15 protein-coding genes are annotated in these 19410 nt (G+C 70.7%); 7 read left to right on the top strand and 8 right to left on the bottom strand.

All coding sequences use genetic code 11. The annotated features are described in order from the left end of the window. Position 1: 1 nt before the first annotated feature. From ACFC09_RS07910 to ACFC09_RS07895, 4 genes are all read right to left on the bottom strand, one after another. Complete coding sequence (locus ACFC09_RS07910; protein ID WP_376524860.1) at positions 2–745, bottom strand: hypothetical protein; 744 nt, start codon at positions 743–745, stop codon at positions 2–4. A 17-nt stretch (positions 746–762) separates the two neighbouring features. Further along, a complete protein-coding gene (locus ACFC09_RS07905) occupies positions 763–1050 on the bottom strand; it encodes a hypothetical protein (protein ID WP_376524859.1) in 288 nt (95 codons plus the stop codon). Positions 1051–1161: 111 nt separating this feature from the next. Next, positions 1162–1446: a hypothetical protein gene (locus ACFC09_RS07900; RefSeq protein ID WP_376524857.1), complete on the bottom strand. Its 285-nt coding sequence runs from the start codon at positions 1444–1446 to the stop codon at positions 1162–1164. Next, positions 1443–1961, bottom strand: a complete 519-nt coding sequence (locus tag ACFC09_RS07895; RefSeq protein WP_376524855.1) for a DUF6668 family protein — start codon at positions 1959–1961, stop codon at positions 1443–1445. The genes ACFC09_RS07900 and ACFC09_RS07895 overlap by 4 nt, the downstream gene beginning before the upstream one ends. A 633-nt stretch (positions 1962–2594) precedes the next feature. On the opposite strand from ACFC09_RS07895, the gene ACFC09_RS07890 reads away from it, so the two are divergent. The 3 genes from ACFC09_RS07890 (at position 2595) to ACFC09_RS07880 (ending at position 5860) form a co-directional block, all read left to right on the top strand. Next, entirely contained in the window at positions 2595–3428 is an 834-nt protein-coding gene (locus tag ACFC09_RS07890) for a lytic transglycosylase domain-containing protein (protein WP_376524853.1), read from the top strand. 11 nt (positions 3429–3439) lie between these two features. After that, the gene (locus ACFC09_RS07885) at positions 3440–5131 is read left to right on the top strand and encodes a hypothetical protein (RefSeq protein ID WP_376524851.1); all 1692 of its coding nucleotides are present in this window, start codon (positions 3440–3442) and stop codon (positions 5129–5131) included. A 183-nt stretch (positions 5132–5314) separates the two neighbouring features. After that, the gene (locus tag ACFC09_RS07880; protein WP_376524849.1) at positions 5315–5860 is read left to right on the top strand and encodes a sigma-70 family RNA polymerase sigma factor; all 546 of its coding nucleotides are present in this window, start codon (positions 5315–5317) and stop codon (positions 5858–5860) included. Between the two features lie 13 nt (positions 5861–5873). On the opposite strand, the gene ACFC09_RS07875 is transcribed toward ACFC09_RS07880, so the two are convergent. Beyond that, positions 5874–7436, bottom strand: coding sequence for a serine/threonine-protein kinase (locus tag ACFC09_RS07875; RefSeq protein ID WP_376524847.1), 1563 nt, complete (start codon positions 7434–7436; stop codon positions 5874–5876). Between the two features lie 449 nt (positions 7437–7885). Between ACFC09_RS07875 and ACFC09_RS07870 the strand changes: the two genes are divergently transcribed. Further along, positions 7886–10381, top strand: coding sequence for an ATP-binding protein (locus ACFC09_RS07870; RefSeq protein WP_376524845.1), 2496 nt, complete (start codon positions 7886–7888; stop codon positions 10379–10381). A 390-nt stretch (positions 10382–10771) separates the two neighbouring features. Further along, positions 10772–11992, top strand: a complete 1221-nt coding sequence (locus ACFC09_RS07865) for a cytochrome P450 (protein ID WP_376524844.1) — start codon at positions 10772–10774, stop codon at positions 11990–11992. 186 nt (positions 11993–12178) lie between these two features. Here ACFC09_RS07865 and ACFC09_RS07860 read toward each other — a convergent pair whose 3' ends face one another. From ACFC09_RS07860 to ACFC09_RS07850, 3 genes are read right to left on the bottom strand one after another with little or no spacing between them, the layout of a single operon-like run. Next, positions 12179–12757, bottom strand: coding sequence for a DUF742 domain-containing protein (locus ACFC09_RS07860; RefSeq protein WP_376524843.1), 579 nt, complete (start codon positions 12755–12757; stop codon positions 12179–12181). Positions 12758–12773: 16 nt separating this feature from the next. Further along, complete coding sequence (locus ACFC09_RS07855; protein ID WP_376524841.1) at positions 12774–13208, bottom strand: roadblock/LC7 domain-containing protein; 435 nt, start codon at positions 13206–13208, stop codon at positions 12774–12776. Between the two features lie 20 nt (positions 13209–13228). After that, the gene (locus tag ACFC09_RS07850; RefSeq protein ID WP_376524839.1) at positions 13229–16180 is read right to left on the bottom strand and encodes a nitrate- and nitrite sensing domain-containing protein; all 2952 of its coding nucleotides are present in this window, start codon (positions 16178–16180) and stop codon (positions 13229–13231) included. Between the two features lie 816 nt (positions 16181–16996). Between ACFC09_RS07850 and ACFC09_RS07845 the strand changes: the two genes are divergently transcribed. Both ACFC09_RS07845 and ACFC09_RS07840 read left to right on the top strand, forming a co-directional pair. Further along, a complete protein-coding gene (locus ACFC09_RS07845; protein ID WP_376524837.1) occupies positions 16997–17389 on the top strand; it encodes a DUF485 domain-containing protein in 393 nt (130 codons plus the stop codon). Continuing rightward, complete coding sequence (locus ACFC09_RS07840; RefSeq protein WP_376524835.1) at positions 17386–18981, top strand: cation acetate symporter; 1596 nt, start codon at positions 17386–17388, stop codon at positions 18979–18981. Before ACFC09_RS07845 ends, ACFC09_RS07840 begins: the two co-directional genes overlap by 4 nt. The last annotated feature ends 429 nt before the right edge of the window (positions 18982–19410 follow it).

Raw genomic sequence — 19410 nt, 5'->3', positions numbered from 1 at the left:
GTCAGGACCCCCAGACGAGATAGTCGTTGGTGTTCTGCACCGACTGCGGCTTCGAGAAGAGAGAGCCGCTGTCGGCGGGGAGGATCTTCCAGTCGCCCTTCTCCCAGCGCAGGTTGATGGTGGTCGACATGAAGCCCTGCTGGTTCCGCATGAGCAGGCTTACGCTCGCGGCCGTGCGCGTGCAGGAGAGCACGGAGAAGCCGGCGTACGAGGCGATCATCGACTTGTCCACCCCTTGGGAGGCCGAATCCCCGCTGATCTCGCGCGTGAACTCGAACATGTCGCGCCCCGAGCCCGCCACCAGTTGTTCTTTCACCACGGTCTGCCAGCCGGGTTCGCTCGTCTGGGCCGTGATGACGTGGGCCGCCACCACGGCACCCATGGCGGTGTGGGAGAAACACCACCATGGTGTGCCCGTGGTCTGCGTCGGTCCGGCCGTCGCCGAGACGGGTACCCGCGTGACGCCGATCGTGCGCCAGGTGACGTCCTTGGGCGCCGCCTTGGGCAGGGCGTCACCGGCACTGTCGTCGGTGTGGCAGCCCACGGGGCGGCCGTCCTTGGTGAGCGCGCCGGACAACGGCCCGGGGGAAGGCGCGGCCTCGGCGCGACCGTCACCGCCGGAGGTCAGCGCGACGACCGCGCCCACCACTACGACCAGGGCGAGGAACCCAGCGGACAACTGCCAGCCGCGCTGCCGCCAGTAGGGCCCGGACTCCTCGGTCTGCCGCTGTCTGCGTAGGAACATTTAGGACGACCGCCGGTCTAGTTGAAGACGAAGTTGACCAGCGGGCCCGCGGTGGCCACCAGGACACAGCCGCCGAGCACCATGCCGAGTCGGCTCATGTGCTCCGAACTCTCGCCGCGCTTCAGGGAGACGGCCATCATCGAGCCGGTGATCAGCACACCGGCCACGCCGGCGGCGGTACCGGCCCAGGCGAGAATGCCGAGTACGAGTGTGACCTTGTCCTTCAGCGGTCCTGGGGCGTCTCCCGTCTTCGGGTCAGGAACGTCAGCGAGCTGAACGGCGTGGTTGAACAGTTCGAGGGACATGGAATCTCCGGGGAGTTCGGCGCCCGGCCGGACGGCGGGCGTGGAGCTGGACAGGGAGCGGTGGGACGAGCAGTCGGGGAAAGCGGTACGGGCACGTGCACGGGGGTGGGGTCAGTGCAGCCCCAGGTCGCCGAGGAACGCGACGAGCGGACCGGCACAGCTGGCGAGGATGCAGGCGAGGGTGACGAAGAGGACACCGCGGAAGTGCATGCCGCCCTCACCGGGCTCACCGCGCCGTATCTGGAGGGCCATCTGCATGCCGACGATGATCAGTCCGCCCACCCCGGCGGCCGAGGCGCACCAGGCGAGCACACCGAGGATGGAGGTGGTCTCGCCCCCCGCGTTGGGGTCGAAGCCGTCGGCCAGGAAGGGGCCGTGGAGCAGCAGTTGGTTCATGACGAGCTTTCCTCGGAGCGGAGGTCGGTGCCCAGCAGGTGGGCGAGCGTGCTGAGTTGCCGGGGCAGCGCGCGCGGCCTCCCGCCCACCCGCCAGGCCGGGATCCACGGCACCCGGTGCACATGGGCGGCGGAGCGGATGATCCGGATCCGGCGCAGCAGGCTGAGCGGCAGCCGGCCCGGAGTGTCGGCGACCAGGACCACAGCCACCAGTTCGAGGCCCTGCGGTGCCTTGCCGTCGTTCAGCGCGCCGAGCGCCTGCGATACGGACGTCAGGCCCTGCGCGCTGGTCCGGCCGACGAGCACGATCCGGCGGGGTTCGCCCCTGGCCGGCTCCGGCCAGCGGGCGCCCACGTCGATGCCGCCGAGCAGTTCGGTGAGCGTGCTCGCACCGGCGCCGCCGTGTGCCTTGACCCAGCCGATCTCGTCCCGGGACCTCGCCCCTGCCTGCCGGGGCCGCCGCTGTTCGCCCCAGGGCGCCTCGGCGGCACGGGCGGCGGACGCGGGACGGCGCACGGGGGCGGACGCGGGACCGCGGCCCTGGGCCCGGGTGGGCTGGGGGGAGCGGGGCGCGTCGGGCCGGGGTGCGGTGCGGGGCGCTGGTGCCGTCCCGGGCGCACCGGCTCGGGGCCCGGCCGCTCGGGGAGCTGCCCCGGGCGCGCCGGTTCGGGGCGTGGCGGTGGGGGGTGGGGTCCGTCGGGGTCCGCGGACCGGCGCCGTTCCCCCGGCCGACGGCGCACCCGCCGACGGCGGGCCCGCGGGCGCGCCGGGGCCCGCCCCCGGCCGTCCACGGCGTGGTGCGGGCCTGCCCGACGGCGGTACGCCGGGTCCGGCCGGGGGCATCGGGTCACCGGGGGCCGTCCCCGGCCCCATCCCGTCGCCGGCGGCCGGCCGCGGCTGCGGGGGCGTCGGCCGCGTGGACTTCGGTCCCCGTACCCATGGCTGTGGGCCCGACGGCGACGCCGAGGGAGTGCCCATGTGCGCCCCGCCCCCTTCCTCGCTCGTGTTTCCGCTGCGCTGGCTCATCTGTTTTCCACCGGTTTGAACTTCTTCGCCCTGAGCTGCGTTTGATCTCTTCGAGCCCGTCGACACCACAACGGCGATGCGGCCCCAGCGGTTCAAAAGATGAGGGGAGGAAGGCGGACACAGATGAGTACCGAGCAACAGAAGAGTCCGATCGCGCTGATCGTCTCGGCCCTCACCGCCCTCGGCGGCGGCTGTCTTGGCCTCCTGGCGGTGGTCCTCGTGACTCCCATAGTGATCATTTTCTGCGGGCTCGGCATCCTGCTCATGCCGATCGTCGTGCTGATCCTGCTGTTCGGGGGTGGCGGTGGGAGCCACCATGACTACGACGACATGGGCGACCAGGCGATCACCGCCTTCCAGGGCGACGGCAAGGGCGCGCTGGCCCCGGACTCCGTCCCCGCGGACCTTCAGGACATCATCGAGACGGCCGGCGGTCAGTGCTCCCAGATCGGCCCGATCGTCATCGCCTCACAGATCGAGTACGCGTCGGGCTTCAACTCCACCATGGTCGGCGCGAACGGCGCGAAGGGCATCTCCCAGCTGCCGCCCGCGATCTTCGACAAGTACGGCAAGGACGACGACGACAACGACAAGACCTCCGCCACGGACAACAAGGACTCGATCATGGCGCAGGCCCGGTACATGTGCGCTCTCGCCGAGGAGAACCAGAAGCGGGTCGACAACAAGACGGCCACCGGCAGCGTGCTGGACCTCACCCTCGCCGCCTACTACCTCGGGATGGACGCGTCCAGCGTGGGAGCGGGCGGGGTGGCGTTGACGAACGACACGCAGGGCTACATCGCCGCCATCCGGGCTCAGTTCGCCAAGTACGGCGGCATCGTCGATATTCCGTACGGGGCGACCCCGAGTGTCACCGACGGCGAATCCTTCGACCCCAGGGCGACGATTCCCCCGCCTCCTCCGCCCACCAGCGACAGCCCGAGCCCCACCCCATGAGGAGGACAGCCATGGCCCGCTTCGATGTGTACATCTCCGACGACGGGCTCGCCGACATCGACGGAGACCCCGTCGTCCCCGAGCCGGACGAGTCCGTGCACGAGGCCGTGCTCGACCAGTTGCAGCGGTACGCGCAGGAGTACGGCACCTCCGTGGAGGCGACCGTGACCGACGGCCCCGGCGACTCCTACTTCGTCCTTGAGGTGGCACCGGACGGCTCCAGCCGCGTACTCATTCCCGAGGACGATGCGATCGAGGACGATGCGATCGAGGGCGACGCGATCGAGGGCCACGCGATCGAGGGGGACTTCGCGGAGGGCGACTTCGCGGAGGACGGCTCGACGGGGGACGGCTCGACGGGGGACGGCGCGATCGAGGGATCCTTCGCGGAGGTGTCCCCCTCCGAGGAGTCCTTCGCCGAGGAAGCCTTCGCCGAGGTGTCCCCCTCTGAGGAAGCCTTCGCGGAGGAGTCCCCCTCCGAGGAAGCCTTCTACGAGGAGTCCTTCGTCGAGGAGGCACCCTCCGCGTACGCCCCGACCGAGGAAGCACTCTCTGCGGGATTTCCCTCTGCGGGATTCCCGTCCGCGGAAATCCTCTCCGCGGAAGCCCCGTTCGCCGAGCCGCTCGCCGCGACCACGGCACCCCCACCACCGGCCCCGGCCCCGGCCCCGGACCCGGTTCCGTACCTGGTCCCGGACGCGGATCTGGAACCGGCCCCGACCGTGTCCGCGGGTCCCGCCCCGGCCCTGCTGGTTGCCAGGGCCCCCGTCCGCACCCCGGTGGCGGCCAGGCGTTCCCCCGCCACCGCCCCGGCGCCCGTCGCACCCCGGACCGCCGAGACCGCCGCCCCCGCACCCACCGCGTTCCCGGTCGACGACGCCGTTTCCGCACCCACCGTGTTCCCGGTCGTCGAGACCGCCGCCGGGCCGACCGCGCCCCCGGTCGCCGAGCGCGTTCCCGAGCCCGCCGTGCCCCCGGCTGCCGAAACCGTCCCCGCCGTCACTGAGCCTCCGGCTGCCGAAATCCCTCCCGCCCTCACCGATCCCACGGCCGTCGAAACCGCTCCCGCGCCCCCGGCCCCCGCCGCTCCGACTCCCGCCCGCGCTCCCGTCTCCGCCCTCGCCGCCGCGATCGGGCGGGCCCGCGCGCAGGCCGCAACGGGTGGGGTGAGTGACGAGGCGGCGGGCGGCGACCGAACCGGCGCCGGCTCCGGCGCCCAGGTCACCGCCTTCGCCTCGGTCTCCGCCGCCGGCACCGGTCTCCCGCCCGAGATCGCCGAACGCATCGGCCGCATCAACGCGTTGTCCGCGATCGGCCGGCTCGACGAGGCGTTCGCAGACGCGACGGCGCTGCGCGAGAGCCTGACCGATGCGGTCGGCGCCGAGCACGCGCACACCCTGGAGGCGCGTTCGGTGGAGGCCTACCTGGCGTACCTGCGCGGCGAGTACCGCGAGGCCACCGTGCTGGCCCTGGCCGTGGCCCGGATCCGCTGCGGCGCCATGGACGAGCGGGCGTCGACGGAGGTGGCGCGGGCGGCGGCGGCCTGGCAACGGCTCGACGACGACGTCGCCGCCCTCGTTCACGGGCGCGAACTGCTGCACATGTGGGACAGGTTGCAGGCGCGCGGCCCACTGCCCTCCGGTCACGCGGAACTCGCCGAGCGGATCCGCGGGCACGTGGAGGAACTTGAGGAGTACGTCTGAGTTACCCCTTGGTTGTACACCCTGCATACTCGCCGGTAAACAGGCTCTCACCTGCGTATCCATCAAGTCGCAGAACGAGTGTCCAACGTACGTGGAACGCCCCTCGCAACACTCCGTTCCCCAGGAGCTCCAGTCTCAGTCCCCGTGGACTGGGACGGACATCCCAAGGAGCAGGAGCACACCATGAACGTGACGGTCATCGGGTCCGCTAGCGCGGTCTCCCCGGAAGAACGGGCGCTTCGTAACCTCTACCTGGAACACGGCCCGGCTCTCTATTCGTATGTGCTGCGGATGCTGGGCGGCGACACCCATCGCACGGAGGACGTCATTCAGGAGACGTTGCTGCGCTGCTGGAACAAGCAGAACCTCGGTGACGACGAGGGCATGGCGATACGCCCCTGGATGTTCCGGGTGGCCCGCAACCTCGTCATAGACGCGCACCGTACGCGGATGGCCCGGCCGACGGAGATCAGCGGAGCCACCTGGCTGACCGAAATGGGCGCCGAGGCCGACGACATAGACCAGATGCTGTCGTCGATGGTGCTGCACGACGCCCTGCAAGCGCTGTCACCGGCACACCGCGACGTGCTCCAGGCGACCTTCTTCGCGGACCACACCACCCAGCAGGCGGCGGACGAACTCGGTGTCCCCCAGGGCACCGTGAAGTCCCGTGTGTACTATGCCCTGCGTAGCCTGCGGTCGGCCCTGGAAGAGCGGGGAATGGACTAGCAGCGCACGCCGGTCAGACTTCGCCGTACCCTTTGATGTCGCCCAGGAAACCGTCGCACCCTTGCACGTTCCCCCGCACGATCACCACCGTGTAGGGACCGAACAGTTCCACCGCCGCCATGTCGTCGGCGGCGCGTGGCAGTTGCTTCACCACCTGGTCGGGCCAGGTGAAGGTCCACTGGTCAAGGCCCTCGGGCAGCACCAGGTAGGTGTCCTCCCCCTTCGGGAAGGTCACGTGGACGACGGTCGGTTCGCCCCCCATGTCCAGGGAGCGGTCGACGCGCACCGTGATGTCCGCCCGGGACAGGTGGCCGCCTCTGCGTTCCAGGGGCCTCGCGGTGATGCCGTAGCCGGCTGCCGAGCGCAGCCGAGTGGTCCCGTCCATCACACAGCCGCCCTGGCGGGGATCGTACTGAAGCGATCCGATCAGCCGGGTGGTGTAGTCGTCCTGCGTCGGTGACGCGCCGGCGGACGGCGCGGACGGGCTCGGGCTCGGGCCCGATGACGGCGTGTGCGACGCGCCGACGGTGCCACGTCCGCCCTTTTCGCCTCCGCCGCCTCCGCCGCCTTCTGTGCCGTCGATCACCTTGACGGCGATCCCTGTCGCCGTCAGCGCCAGGGCCGTGACCGCGCCTCCCACGACGGCCAACCGCCTGCGTCTGTGCCTGTGCCTGTGCCTCGCCGTGGCCGCGGCGGCCGACCCGCGGGCCGACTCCCGGCGCCCGGCACCGATCGGGGGCACCCGGACCCGCCGCCCGCCCGGTTCCGCGACCCGTAGCGCGCTCAGGAACTCCCGCACACCGTCCGGCGCGGGCCGCCGTTCCGGGTCCTTCGACAGGCACGCCCCGACCAGCTCGCGCAGGTGCGGCGGTACGGCGGACAAGTCCGGTTCCAGGTGGATCACCCGGTAGGCCAGAGCCGCGAATTCACCCTGTCCGAACGGGGGCGTGCCGCCGGCCGCGTAGGCCAGTACGGCCCCGAGCGCGAAGACGTCGGTGGCCGGCCCGACCTTTCGGCCCGCCACCTGTTCCGGGGAGAAGTAACCGGGTGTGCCGAGGGGTGCGCCGGTGTGCGTCAGGGAGCTGAAGTCGTGGGCGTGGGCGAGCCCGAAATCGATGATCTTCGGGCCGTCGTCGGCCAGGAGCACGTTGCCCGGCTTCAGGTCCCGGTGGATCAGACCGGCCTCGTGCAGCGCGACCAGTCCGGCCGCCAGTCCCAGGCCGAGGTCGACCACCTGCGCGAGCGGCAGAGCGCCCGCTTGCCGCACCCGTTCGCGCAGCGAGGGGCCCGCCACGTACTCGGTGGCGAGCCAGGGTTCGGCGGCGTCGACGTCGAAGTCCAGCACCCGGACCGCGTGCCGGTCGCTCAGGCGGCTCGCCGCGTCGGCCTCGCGACTGAACCGTCGCCGGAAGTCCGGGTCCTGCGCGTGCTCCGGCCTGATCACCTTGACCGCCACGGGATCGTCCCCGGGCTGCCGGGACGCCAGGTAGACCGTGCCCATGCCACCGCCGCCGAGCCGCGCCATGACCTGGAACGGACCGATCCGCCGCGGATCCCCCGGCTGTAACTTCTCCATGCTCGCCTCCCTCGGGCCCCGAGAGTAGCGAGGATGATCGCGTGTGGGTGACAGATCAGGGAAAGGGCGGATATCGGCCAGGCGGAGTGGCCGGTCACGGGCGGCCCCGACCCCGGCCTGCCCGGCACGTCCGGCCCCGACCCCGGCCTGCCCGGCACGTCCGGCCCCGACCCCGCCCTGCCCGGCACGTCCGGCCCCCACTCCGGCCTGCCCGGCACGTCCGGCCCCCACTCCGGCCTGCCCGGCACGTCCGGCCCCGACCCCGGCCTGCCCGGCACGTCCGGCCCCGCCTGACCGGCCCGCGCCACGTCAAGGCGGTGTCAAGGTCGCCGGGGCCGACGCCAAGGAACCGCTAACGGCCCTCCGGCCGCCCCCAGCAGCGGATTCCCTGGAGGAAACCCCCCTCCCGCGACGGGTGTTGGACAACTGAGCGGAGCGCGTCGGCGGCGATGAGTGACGTACGGCCCGGACGATTGAAGATCTACCTCGGGGCGGCCCCGGGGGTCGGCAAGACCTACCGGATGCTCGACGAGGCGCGGCGTCGCGCCGTCCGCGGAGCGGACGTGGTGGTCGGATTCGCCGAGTGCCACGGACGCCCGCACACGCAGGCGATGCTCGACGGCCTGGAGACGGTTCCCCCGGTGTCCTGCGCCCACCCGGGCGGCCCGTTCCAGGAACTGGACCTGGCCGCGGTCCTGGCCCGCCGCCCGCAGGTGGCGATCGTCGACGAGTTCGCCCACGGCAACGTCCCCGGCGACGGCCGCAACCCCAAGCGCTGGCAGGACATCGAGGAACTCCTCGCGGCCGGCATCGACGTGATGACCGCGCTGAACGTCCAGAACCTGGAGTCCCTGGGCGACGTGGTCGAGAAGATCACCGGGGTGCCGCAGCACGAGACCGTGCCGGACGAGGTCGTACGGCGTGCCGCGCAGATCGAGCTGGTGGACATGCCCCCCGAGGGGCTGCGCCGCCGTATGGCGCACGGCAACATCTACGCCCCCGAGAAGATCGACGCGGCGCTCGCCAGCTACTTCCGGCCCGGCAACCTCACCGCGCTGCGCCAGCTCGCGCTGCTGTGGGTGGCCGACCGGGTCGACGAGGCGCTCCAGGAGTACCGGTCGCAGCACGGCATCGGGCGGGTGTGGGAGACCCGGGAGAGGGTCGTGGTCGCGCTGACCGGCGGCCCGGAGGGCGACACCCTGGTACGGCGGGCCGCCCGCATCGCCGACCGGTCCGCGGGCGGCGACCTGCTCGCCGTGCACGTGGCCCGCAGCACCGGCCTTGCCGCCGGGGTGTCGCACGCGTCGCTGGCCCGGCAGCGCAGGCTCGTCGAGGACCTCGGCGGCAGCTACCACTCGGTGGTCGGTGACGACGTGGCCACCTCCCTGGTGGAGTTCGCGCGGGCCGAGAACGCCACCCAGCTCGTGCTCGGCACCAGCCGCCGCGGCCGGCTGACCCGGCTGCTGACCGCACCGGGCACCGGGGAGACGGTCACCGAACTGTCCGGTGACATCGACGTGCACCGGGTCAGCCACGAGCGGGCCGGCCGCGGCACCCTCCTGCCGTCCCGCCGCCGCACCCTGTCGACGGCCCGGATGATCGCCGGTCCGGTGGCCGGCCTGGTGCTGCCGGTCCTGCTCACCGTCGTCCTCGCCCAGCTGCGCGGCAGCCTGAACCTGACCAGCGAGGCCCTGCTGTTCCTGCTCGCCGTGGTGGGAGTGGCCTGCATAGGCGGTGTCACGTCGGCGGTGATCGCCTCGGTGACGGCGTCCCTGCTGCTGAACTACTGGTTCATCCCACCCATCGGCCATTTCACCCTCGACGATCCGAACGCCCTGCTGGCGCTCCTGGTGTTCGCGATCGTCGCGGCGACCGTGGCCGCGGTGGTCGACCGGTCGCTGCGCCTGTCCCGCCGCTCGGCTCGGGCCACCGCCGAGGCGGAGACCATGTCCTCCCTGGCCGGGAGCATCGTGCGGGGCGAGGCGGCCATCCCCGCGCTGCTGGAGCGCACCCGGGAGACCTTCGGCATGGACTCGGCGGACCTGGTGGACGAGCCCCCCGACGCACCGGGCGCGACGGCCGTGCCCGCCGGTCCGGACGCCTACCTCGTGCTGCACGGCCGTACCCTCTCCTCCTCCGAGCGGCGGGTGCTCGCGGCCTTCGCCGCACACGTCGGCTCCGCGGTCGAGCGCGCCCGGCTCGCCGAGGCGGCGGCCGAGGTGGAGCCGGTCAAGGCCGCCGACCGGCTGCGAACGGCCCTGCTGCGGGCCGTCGGCCACGACCTGCGCACCCCGCTCGCCGCGGGCTGGGCCGCGGTCACCTCGCTGCGCAGCCGGGACGTCGCCTTCTCCGCCCAGGACCGGGAGGAACTCCTCGCCACGGCCGACGCGTCCATGGCCAAGCTGAACCGTCTGGTGGAGAACCTGCTCGATCTCAGCCGCCTGGAGGCCGGCGCCCTGACGCTGAACCTGCGGGCGACCTCGCTGGAGGAGGTGCTGCCCCCGGCGCTGGCGGACGTGGCCGGGGCGGAGGTGGCGGACGTGGAGAAGATCCCACCGGTGCTGGCCGATCCGCCGCTGCTGGAACGGGTCGTCGCCAACCTGGCGGGCAACGCCGCCCGCTACACCCCGCCCGGCCGCAGGGTGCTGGTCACGGCCAGTGCGCTGGCGGGGCGGGTGGAGCTGCGGGTGGTGGACCGGGGACCCGGACTGCCGGCCGACGGCCGGGAACGGATCTTCGAACCCTTCCAGCGCCTCGGCGACACCGACAACACCAGCGGCCTCGGCCTCGGTCTCGCCCTCGCGCGGGGACTGACCGAGGCGATGGACGGCACCCTCACCCCTGAGGACACCCCTGGCGGCGGCCTCACCATGGTCGTGTCGCTGCCGCTCGCGACACGGACGACGGACCCCGCAGCGACCTGGCAGACCACCGAAGGCGCGTGATGCGCCAGGTGCGACGGGGAAGCGGCGGGTGCGGAGCCGTGCGACGGGGAAGCGGCGGGTGCGGAGCCGTGCGACGGGGAAGCGGCGGGTGCGGAGTCGAGTGACTGGTGGTCGGCACGTGCGGAGTCGTACGACGGGCAGTCGCGGACCGCCGTCGGAGGCCGCTACGGGGCCGGATTCGGGCCGGATTCGGGCTGGATATGGGACGGACGCGGGCGGGATATGGGCCGGACGTGGGCCGGATACGGGCCGGATACGGGCCGTCGCCCGGGGATACGAGACGGCCGTGGCCGGGAAGGAACCAGAAAGCCCCCTGCGGGCCCCGGCGCCCACCGGGGACGCACTGGCTGCGACGCACGGCATCGTCTTCGGGAAAGGGAGGTGCCGCTCGTGGGCGGCGAGAACCGGGAAGCGGACAGGGAATACGGATGTCGCAGGATCGAGCGGGACACGGCGGCGACCGGCTGTCCCGTCTCGCGCGGAAGCGACGGCGTCTGGCGGGTGCACGGGTACGACGAAGCCCGTGCCGTCCTGCGCAGCACCACGACCGTGCAGGCCGGTCTGGGTATCCAGATGGTCGAGAAACTCCCGTCGAGCATCCGGCGGCCGGTGCTCTACCGGGACGGACCGGAACATCGCGAACACCGCCGCCAGACCGCCCGGTTCTTCACCCCGCGCCGCGTCGACGAGCACTACCGCGACGTCATGCTCCGTGTCACACAGGCCCAACTCGACCACCTCAGAACGACCCGCCGGGCCGCGCTGTCCGACCTGAGTTTCAACCTGGCGATCGAAGTGGCCTGCGCCGTCATCGGCCTGACCGACAGCCGTCCCGGCATCAAACAGCGGCTGGACCGCTTCTTCCCCGAGAAATTCGGTACGCCCGGACTCACCAGTCTGCACGGCATCTACTGGATGATGCGCCAGAACTCCAACTGGCTGCGCATCTATCTGGGCGACGTGCGTCCCGCCGTACGGGCCCGCCGCCGCAGGCGCCGCGACGACCTCATCTCGCACCTGCTGGACGAGGGCTGCTCGGCCGAGGAGATCCTCGGCGAATGCATCACCTTCGCCGCCGCCGGGATGGTCACCACCCGTGAGTTCATCAGCGCGGCGGCCTGGCACCTGTTCTCCGACGCCGATCTGCTGACGCACTATCAGCAGTCGGACGAGGACGGCAGGCGCGCCGTGCTCAGCGAGATCCTCCGCCTGGAGCCGGTCATCGGCCGCCTCAGCCGCCGCACCACCCAGCCCCTCGACCTGCCTGGCAGCGGCGACGAGACCCTGACGGTACCGGCGGGCGAACGCGTCGACATCCTCATCGACCGCACCAACCTCGACGAACGAGCCGCAGGCCCACGACCGGAACACCTCCGCCCCGGCCGCCCCATGAGCGACGGCACGGGCTCCCCGGGACTGTCCTTCGGCGACGGCCCGCACAAGTGTCCCGGGCTGCACATCGCACTCCTGGAGACGGACATCTTCCTCAGTGGACTGTTCGCCCTGCCCGGATTACGCATGGTGACCCCACCCGACGTCTCCTTCATCGACGACATCGCGAGCTACGAACTCCGCCGTTGCGTCGTGGAGATCGACAGCGCGGCGGCCTGAGCCTGCCGGGGCGGGCGGCACCGCCTGCCCCACCCGAATGAGCACGACGAATGAACGCGACCAATGAACGCGACCAATGAACGCGACGAATGAGTACGACGAATGAGCACGACGAATGAGCACGACGAAGGCGGTCACCTTTGACGGGGCGTGCCCGGCGGCGCCATCCGGGGCGGGCCGGGCACGTCAGAGGTGACGCAGTCCGACCAGCACCCTCTCCATCAGGGTGATGGTCGGGGCACCGCCGTCGTCGATCGCCGCACCATGGATGACGATCATCCCGTGATCCGCCATCTCACCGAGGAGGACCATGGCCACCCCGAGCGGCATCGCGAGCAGCGCCGCCATCTCGGCCACCGATCTCGGTTCCTGGCACAGCGCGAGCGCCGTACGGTAGGGCTCCGGGACGGCGTTGCTGCTCGGTTCGGCAGCGGTGACCAGGGTCTCGACCTCGAAATGGTGGTGCGTCCTGGTCCGGCCGCCCGTCCACACGTAGGCGCGGACCGACGCGGCCGGTGCTTCCCCGTCGGCGTTCCCGGGTTCCCAGGCGGCCGGCCGGTCGTCCGCTCCGGGCGTCCGCCCGAACGGCGCGTCGTTCTCCCCCTCGTGGTGCTGCACGTCCTGCGGCGTGCCACGCGTTCCGGACGTCTTTCGCCTGCGCCGCGCGCTGCCGAAACTGAACGCGTTGAGCACGTCGGCGAAGGTCTGTTCGTCGCCCGTATCCTGATCTCTCCGAGGCCCGGACGGGCCTTCACCGGTGCTCATGTTCTTCTCGTCCGCGCTATCGGGCGGCAGTCTGCCGGGATTGCTGTAGTTCGGTACGCAGTTCCGGAGTCAGCATCTCACCGACCTGGTCGACGAGCACGGACATCTCGTAGGCGATCTGGCCGATTTCGCAGTCCGGCGCCGCCAGGGCCACCATGCACGAGCCGTCCCGGATCGACATCATCAGCATGTTGCCGTGCTCCATCTGGATCACCGTGCTCCGTACGTCCCCGGTATCAGTACAGCGGGCAGCGGCATGGATCAGGCTGATGGCGCCGGCCGCGATGGTGGAGAGTTGCTCGGCACGTTCGTCCGACAGCCGGTCCGACGCGGTGAGCAGCAGCCCGTCGGACGAGATCACCACGATGTGCGCCACATTGGGAACTCGCTCGGTGAAGTTGGTGACCAGCCATCCGAACTGGCTCACCTCCCCGGAGTGGGGTGATGTCATGGCTTCTTCCTGCCCGTCGGCTATGGATTCGGTGTCTGGTCGGGTCGCGCCCGGCGGAGGCCCGCCTGGTAGCTGCTGAGGAAGTTGTGGGCGCGGCCGGCTGCCGAGCCCGTTGTTCCGTCGTCCTCGGCGGGGGGCCGCCCAGCCGGGCGCTCGGCCCGGACCGGCGGATCGGACCGCGTGGCCGGATCGGACCGCGTGGCCGGATCGGATCGCGTGGGCGGAAGCCTTCTGGGCAATCCGGCCTGCGTGAGGCGGGCCTGCTCGTCGGGCTCCGGTGCGGCTTGCCTGGTGGGGCGTCGGACAGGAAGCGGGGGTGCCGGTCGGTCCGTCGGCGGCTTGCGGTCGCCGGGGGTCCCGGGCGCGAACGCCGGGCCGGGCGAGAACGCGGAGCCGGGCTGCCCGGACTGCCCGGACTGCCCGGACGGGCCGGACGGGCCGGTCGGGCCGGACACTGACTTCACCGCCGAGGCGGGCGGTACCGCGCCCGCCGCGCCGTTCCCGTCACCCGGAGCGGCCGTCGCCGATGCGCACCCGGCCTCCGCGAACCACTGGCGGCCGACGGAGTCCGGGGACTCCCGGGTGGCACCCTCGTCGACCGGGGCGGCCCCGGCCCCTCGGGCAGCGCCGGTGAGGGGTCGCCGGGGGAGCGGCGCCGTCCTGCCGTCGTCCGTTCGGCTGCCGTTGGCTCGCCGGGGGAGCGGCGTCGTCCTGCCGTCGTCCGTTCGGCCGCCGTCGGCCGACCGGGGGAGCGGCGCCGTCCTGCCGTCGTCCGTTCGGCTGCCGTTGGCTCGCCGGGGGAGCGGCGTCGTCCTGCCGCCGTCCGTTCGGCCGCCGTCGGCCGACCAGGGGAGCGGCGCCGTCCCGCCGTCGTCCGTTCGGCTGCCGTTGGCTCGCCGGGGGAGGGGGGCCGTCCTGCCGTCGTCCGTTCGGCCGCCGTCGGCCGACCAGGGGAGCGGCGCCGTCCCGCCGCCGTCCGCTCGGCTGCCGTTCGCCCGGCCCGGAACGCCGGCCGCGGTCGGCTGCGGGGCCAGGGCGCCCGGCTGGTCCGTGCGGGCCGGCACCTGCGCGGTGACCAGCGTGGCCGCGATATGAACCCGGACCCGCAGTCCCCTGCGGTCCGGCTGCGAGATCAGGCTGACGGCGATGCCGTGCCGCTGGGCCAGACGACCGACCACGGACAGCCCCAGTTGCCGGGACACGGGCGCGTCCGTGGCGACTTCCGCTGCCACGCGCTGGTTGGCCATGGCCAGGTCGCGCTCGCTCATCCCGATTCCCTCGTCCTGGATCTCGATCAACACCGAGCCGTCGGACATCTGGGTACCGCCGATGAGCACCTGGGTGTGCGGCGGGGAGAACGCCGTGGCGTTGTCGAGCAGTTCGGCGACGAGCCGGCCCAGGTCACCGGCCGCGTACCCGATCACGTCGACGGGAGGGCTGGGCTGCACGGTGACGCGCTGGTAGCGCTCGATCTCGGAGACGGCACCCCGCAGCACGGTGTCCAGCGCCGCTCGCTGATGGAACGAGCGCACCAGCGTGCTGCCGCACAGGATCATCATGTTCTCGTTGTTGCGCCGCATGCGCGTCGCCAGGTGATCGAGCGTGAAGAGGCTGGCCAGTTGGTCCGGGTCCTCTTCGCGCCGCTCCAACTGTTCCATCAGCAGCAGCAGGCGGTCCACCAGGCTCTGGCTGCGCCGGGAGAGGTTGACCAGGGTGTTCCTGAGGTCACCGCGCAGCCCGGCCTGCTCCGCGGCCAGGCGCACGGCCTGCGCGTGCACCGTGTCGAACGCCCTGGCGAGCTGGCCGAACTCCTCCGTGCTGTGCACCGGTACGACGTCGATCGCGGCCTTCGCCACCTGCCCCTCGCGCATGCTCGCGACCGCCGCGGGCAGCCGGTGCTCCGCCACGTCGAGCGCCGTCGTCCGCAGGACGGCCAGCGACCGCAGCAGATCCCGGCCGATCGCGAGACCGATGGCAAGGGCGAGCAGCAGTACGGCGAAGACGGTGACGGACGCCAGGCCCGCGCGGGTGCTCGACTGGTCCTGCAACCTGGCCGACGTCGTGCGCAACGTGCGGGTGAGGTCGTCTCCCACCTTGCCGACGAGCATGCCGGTGGTTTCCGAGTCGTGGTTCCACTCCTCGGCCGAGGCCGGCAGCGAGGTGGCGGCATTCTGCGGTGCGTCCGACCCGGGGGCCGCGGCCAGCGCGGCGCTCACCGCTCGTGCCCGCCTGCTGACGGCCGAGCCGGTGACCGTCCGCTGGTAGTCGTTCAGCTCCGCGGTGGTGGCCACGGTCCGGAAGTCGGCGAGCCCGTCCTGCAACCGGACGCCGGACTCCTGCAAGGCTTTGCCCAGCGTCGGGGTGATCGAACGGCCCTGGCTGACCGCCTCCAGCAGCATCACGTGCTGGAGGTGGATCTGCTCCTCGACCGTCTCCAGGTCGTACAACGTGGTTGCCGACCTGGACAGCTGGGAAGCGCTGAGCGGGCTGAAAAGCGCTTCGTCGAGATTGAGCAGCCCCTTGATGATCGTGCTGTAGTCGTTGAGCGCGGTCCAGGAAGTGATGCGGCCGGACGTCACCTGCGTACGCAGGGCGGGCAGCCGGGTCAGGAGGCTGCTGGCGTCCCGGTAGCGGTTCGCCGCGACACCCCGGAGGGAGACTTCCTGGTTCCTGGTGCTGGTGACGGCGGCCTGCGCGCGGTCGACGCGCCGCGTCTGCTCCCGCAGGGCGGAGGGGGCGAGGGGGACGCTGTCGCCCAGCCGCTCCACGGACATGGTGCGTTCCATCTGCAGGGCCCCCAGCAGGGACCGCAGCTCGCCACGCATCTTGACCAGCTTCTGCATGTCCGCGTAGGAGTTGGCCTGCGCGACGTCACGCTGGATCTGGATGACGCCCAGGGCGACGGCGAGCAAGGCCGGCACGATCAGCACGGCCCCGAGCTTCACCAGCAGCCGCCAGTTCCGCCACTGCACGAGCGGGGCCCACCACGATGGCCGAACCGGACGCGTGACCGCGTGCCTCGCCGCGGTCACGAGCTGAGCTCCGCGGTCGGAACAGCTTGCTCACAGGGACCTATCACTGTGCCGTTTCTCCTGGGTTTCCCCTGAACAGGATGTGGAATGCCCGGCGGTAAAGGGCGGTGCCGACGAGGTGGCGCAGCTACCCGCGGTCACGCCACGGTGCCCGACCCCAGGAGCGGGCATATGCCCGGCCGTGGAGAAGCACCTCTGGAGCCAAAGGAAGGTTCAGCCAAGGGGGCCCAGTCGGCCTGGCTACGTGAGGGGCGCGCCCTGGGAAATCCATTGACTGCTTTACCTCCCCCTTCTCGGGGCCGACCCGTTGCCCGCCCATTATGTGTCCGCTCGCCAAGTAGTGGACAGCACGGGCGAGTTCAGAGCAGCCAACGGAACGGTAAAAATGCTGCCGCCACTCTACCCCGGGCCCCGGCGAGTGATTCCGTACGCACAGGTTCGCCTTACTCGGCGAGCCGACGAGCCACACCACGAGTCCAAATTCCCAATGGTAAATAAACAACAAACGGAAGGTCAAGCCTCCTTCAATTCGCCACTGTTCTGGGTCTCAGGTGGCCAAATGGCGCAGAACTCGCGGGCGCCTCACGGGTGTCGTGTAGATTTTGCGAGCACCGTGTGCACGGTGGGCCGGTGTTTGACGGCGTGCGGCATCTCACTACACTTTCCACCGCTCAACAGGCCACGGCTCACCTCTTCTCATCTCCCGCTCCGGGAGCGCCGGTTGGCCGTCCCGTCCGGATACCCCAGGAGGGGAACGTGACCAAACCGGTATGGTCGCCGACCGCCGATACTTCCGAGCGGCCCGCCGGACCGAAGTTCATCGACCCCCGTGCCGAAGCCGAGCCCGACTACCACGCGATTCAGCAGAGCCCCGAGTTCTCGCGGCTGCGCAGACGACTTCGGCTGTTCATCATTCCGATGAGCATGGCCTTCTTCTTCTGGTACATGGCGTTCGCTGTTCTCTCCGCCTACGCCCACGCGTTCATGAGTCACAAACTGGTGGGTGAAATCAACACCGGCACCGTCCTGGGCCTGATGCAGTTCGCGTCCACCGTCGTGATCGTCCTGTCGTACCAGCGTTTCGCCCGGAAGAAGCTTGATCCGGAGGTGCAGAGGATCAACGAACTAGCAGGAGTCGGCAAGGAATGACAGCACAGCTCGCGGCCCCGGCGATCGGTAGTCCCACGCTCAACCTGAGCGTGTTCCTGATATTTGTCTTCATCACTCTTTTCATCGTCTACAAGGTCACCAACAGAAATCAGTCGACGGCCGACTACTATGCCGCGGGCAGCGCCTTCACCGGTATGCAGAACGGCATCGCGATGTCCGGTGACTTCCTCTCCGCCGCTTCCTTCCTGGGTATTTCCGGAGCGATCGCGGTCCACGGGTACGACGGATTCCTCTACTCCGTCGGATGGCTCGTCGCCTGGCTGGTCGCCCTCCTGCTCATCGGCGAGCGGGTCCGCAACACCGGGCGATTCACCATGGGTGACGTGATGGCCTTCCGGATGAGGCAGCGCCCGGTGCGGGCCGCGGCGGCCAACGCCACCCTCGTGATCACCTTCTTCTACATGCTCGCCCAGATGGCCGGCGCCGGCGGGCTGATGGCCCTGCTGCTGAACGTGCACACCCGGGGCGGTCAGGCGCTCCTCATCACGGGCGTGGGGATCGTCATGGTCTTCTACGTCCTGGTGGGCGGGATGAAGGGCACCACCTGGGTGCAGATCATCAAGGCCGGACTGCTCCTGGTCACGGTGACCTTCATCAGCGTGTTCCTCATCGGAAAGTTCGGATTCAATTTCTCCGGACTTCTGGAACAGGCCGCGCAGAACAGCCCGTTGGGCGAAAAACTGCTTCAGCCGGGCAGCTCGTACGGCACGGACGGGACGAGCCAACTCGACTTCGTCTCACTCGCTCTTTCGCTGGTTCTGGGCATCTCCAGCCTGCCGCACGTACTGATGCGCGTCTACACCGTGCCCACTGCAAAGGAGGCACGCAGTTCGGTGGTGTGGTGCTCCTGGTCGATGTTCATTTTCTACCTGGGAATCCTGGTCGTCGGTTACAGCGCCACGGCCCTGGTCGGTTCCGACACCATTGTCCACGCCCCGGGCGGCGAGAACTCCGCGGCGCCTCTGCTCGCTTTCCACATCGGTGGAGTCGTACTCCTGGGAATCGTCTCGGCGGTGGCCTTCGCGACGATCCTGGCGGTCGTGGCCGGCCTGACCCTGGCAGCTTCGGCTTCCTTCGCCCACGACGTCTACGCCAACGTGCTTCGACGCGGGAAGGCCGATCCCCGGTCCGAGATCCGGGTCGCCCGCCTGACCGCGCTCGTGATCGGTTTCCTGGCCATCATCGGCGGCATCGTGGCCGACGGTCAGAACGTCGCCTTCCTCGTGTCGCTGGCCCTGGCGCTCGCCGCCTCCGCCAACCTGCCGACACTGCTCTACACGCTGTACTGGAAACGCTTCAACACCTCGGGAACGCTGTGGAGCATCTACGGCGGCCTGGTGTCCTGCCTCGTCCTCATTCTCTTCTCACCGGCGGTCTCGGGCGGCCCCACGTCGATCATCAGGACGGTCGACTTCCACTGGTTCCCGCTGACCAACCCGGGCGTCGTGTCGATTCCGCTCTCCTTCCTGTGCGGATACCTCGGCACCGTGTTCAGCAGGCACCCCGCGGACCCGGACAAGCACGCGGAGATGGAAGTCCGCGCGCTGACCGGGATCGGTGCCGATCTGTAGCCGACGGCGGCCATCCACGCCCCCAGGCTCCAACTCGTCCCGGACCGCCCGCACCCTCTCTCCGGACCGGCTGCGCGTCATGTCCTCCGCTCTCCTGGGAGAGGAAGGCGATGACGCGCGGCGTCCGCTCGGCCCGGCCGGTGAAGACGCCGCCCGCAAGGCCGACAGGGCCCCAAGTCCTCAAGTCCCCGACCGGAACTTGTCGATTTCTCGGCCGGTACCTATCGAGCCGGGCCGAGCTGATCGCGGCGACCCACGACCAGGCTGCGCCAGCGTTCGCGGGTCCGGCAGCCCGCTCATGCCTGTACGTCAGTGGGAGGCACCACCGTCGAAGGCGTTACGGATGTCGATCAGGGGCCGCCCGAAGACCGTAATTGGTTCCGAGCACTGACGCGATTCACAGCAACTACTCTTGTCCGCCGTGTACTT

The sequence above is a fragment of the Streptomyces sp. NPDC056161 genome (assembly GCF_042268025.1).
Lineage (GTDB): Bacteria > Actinomycetota > Actinomycetes > Streptomycetales > Streptomycetaceae > Streptomyces.
This window is presented reverse-complemented; position numbering and strand designations above follow the sequence as displayed.

Excerpts from the sequence above, each read along its gene's own strand:
- ACFC09_RS07890 (WP_376524853.1), top strand. The coding sequence starts at position 2,595 with ATGAGTACCGAGCAACAGAAGAGTCCGATCGCGCTGATCGTCTCGGCC.
- ACFC09_RS07840 (WP_376524835.1), top strand. The coding sequence starts at position 17,386 with ATGACAGCACAGCTCGCGGCCCCGGCGATCGGTAGTCCCACGCTCAAC.
- ACFC09_RS07860 (WP_376524843.1), bottom strand. The coding sequence starts at position 12,757 with ATGAGCACCGGTGAAGGCCCGTCCGGGCCTCGGAGAGATCAGGATACG.
- ACFC09_RS07910 (WP_376524860.1), bottom strand. The coding sequence starts at position 745 with ATGTTCCTACGCAGACAGCGGCAGACCGAGGAGTCCGGGCCCTACTGG.
- ACFC09_RS07875 (WP_376524847.1), bottom strand. The coding sequence starts at position 7,436 with ATGGAGAAGTTACAGCCGGGGGATCCGCGGCGGATCGGTCCGTTCCAG.
- ACFC09_RS07900 (WP_376524857.1), bottom strand. The coding sequence starts at position 1,446 with ATGAACCAACTGCTGCTCCACGGCCCCTTCCTGGCCGACGGCTTCGAC.
- ACFC09_RS07905 (WP_376524859.1), bottom strand. The coding sequence starts at position 1,050 with ATGTCCCTCGAACTGTTCAACCACGCCGTTCAGCTCGCTGACGTTCCT.
- ACFC09_RS07885 (WP_376524851.1), top strand. The coding sequence starts at position 3,440 with ATGGCCCGCTTCGATGTGTACATCTCCGACGACGGGCTCGCCGACATC.
- ACFC09_RS07880 (WP_376524849.1), top strand. The coding sequence starts at position 5,315 with ATGAACGTGACGGTCATCGGGTCCGCTAGCGCGGTCTCCCCGGAAGAA.
- ACFC09_RS07870 (WP_376524845.1), top strand. The coding sequence starts at position 7,886 with ATGAGTGACGTACGGCCCGGACGATTGAAGATCTACCTCGGGGCGGCC.
- ACFC09_RS07855 (WP_376524841.1), bottom strand. The coding sequence starts at position 13,208 with ATGACATCACCCCACTCCGGGGAGGTGAGCCAGTTCGGATGGCTGGTC.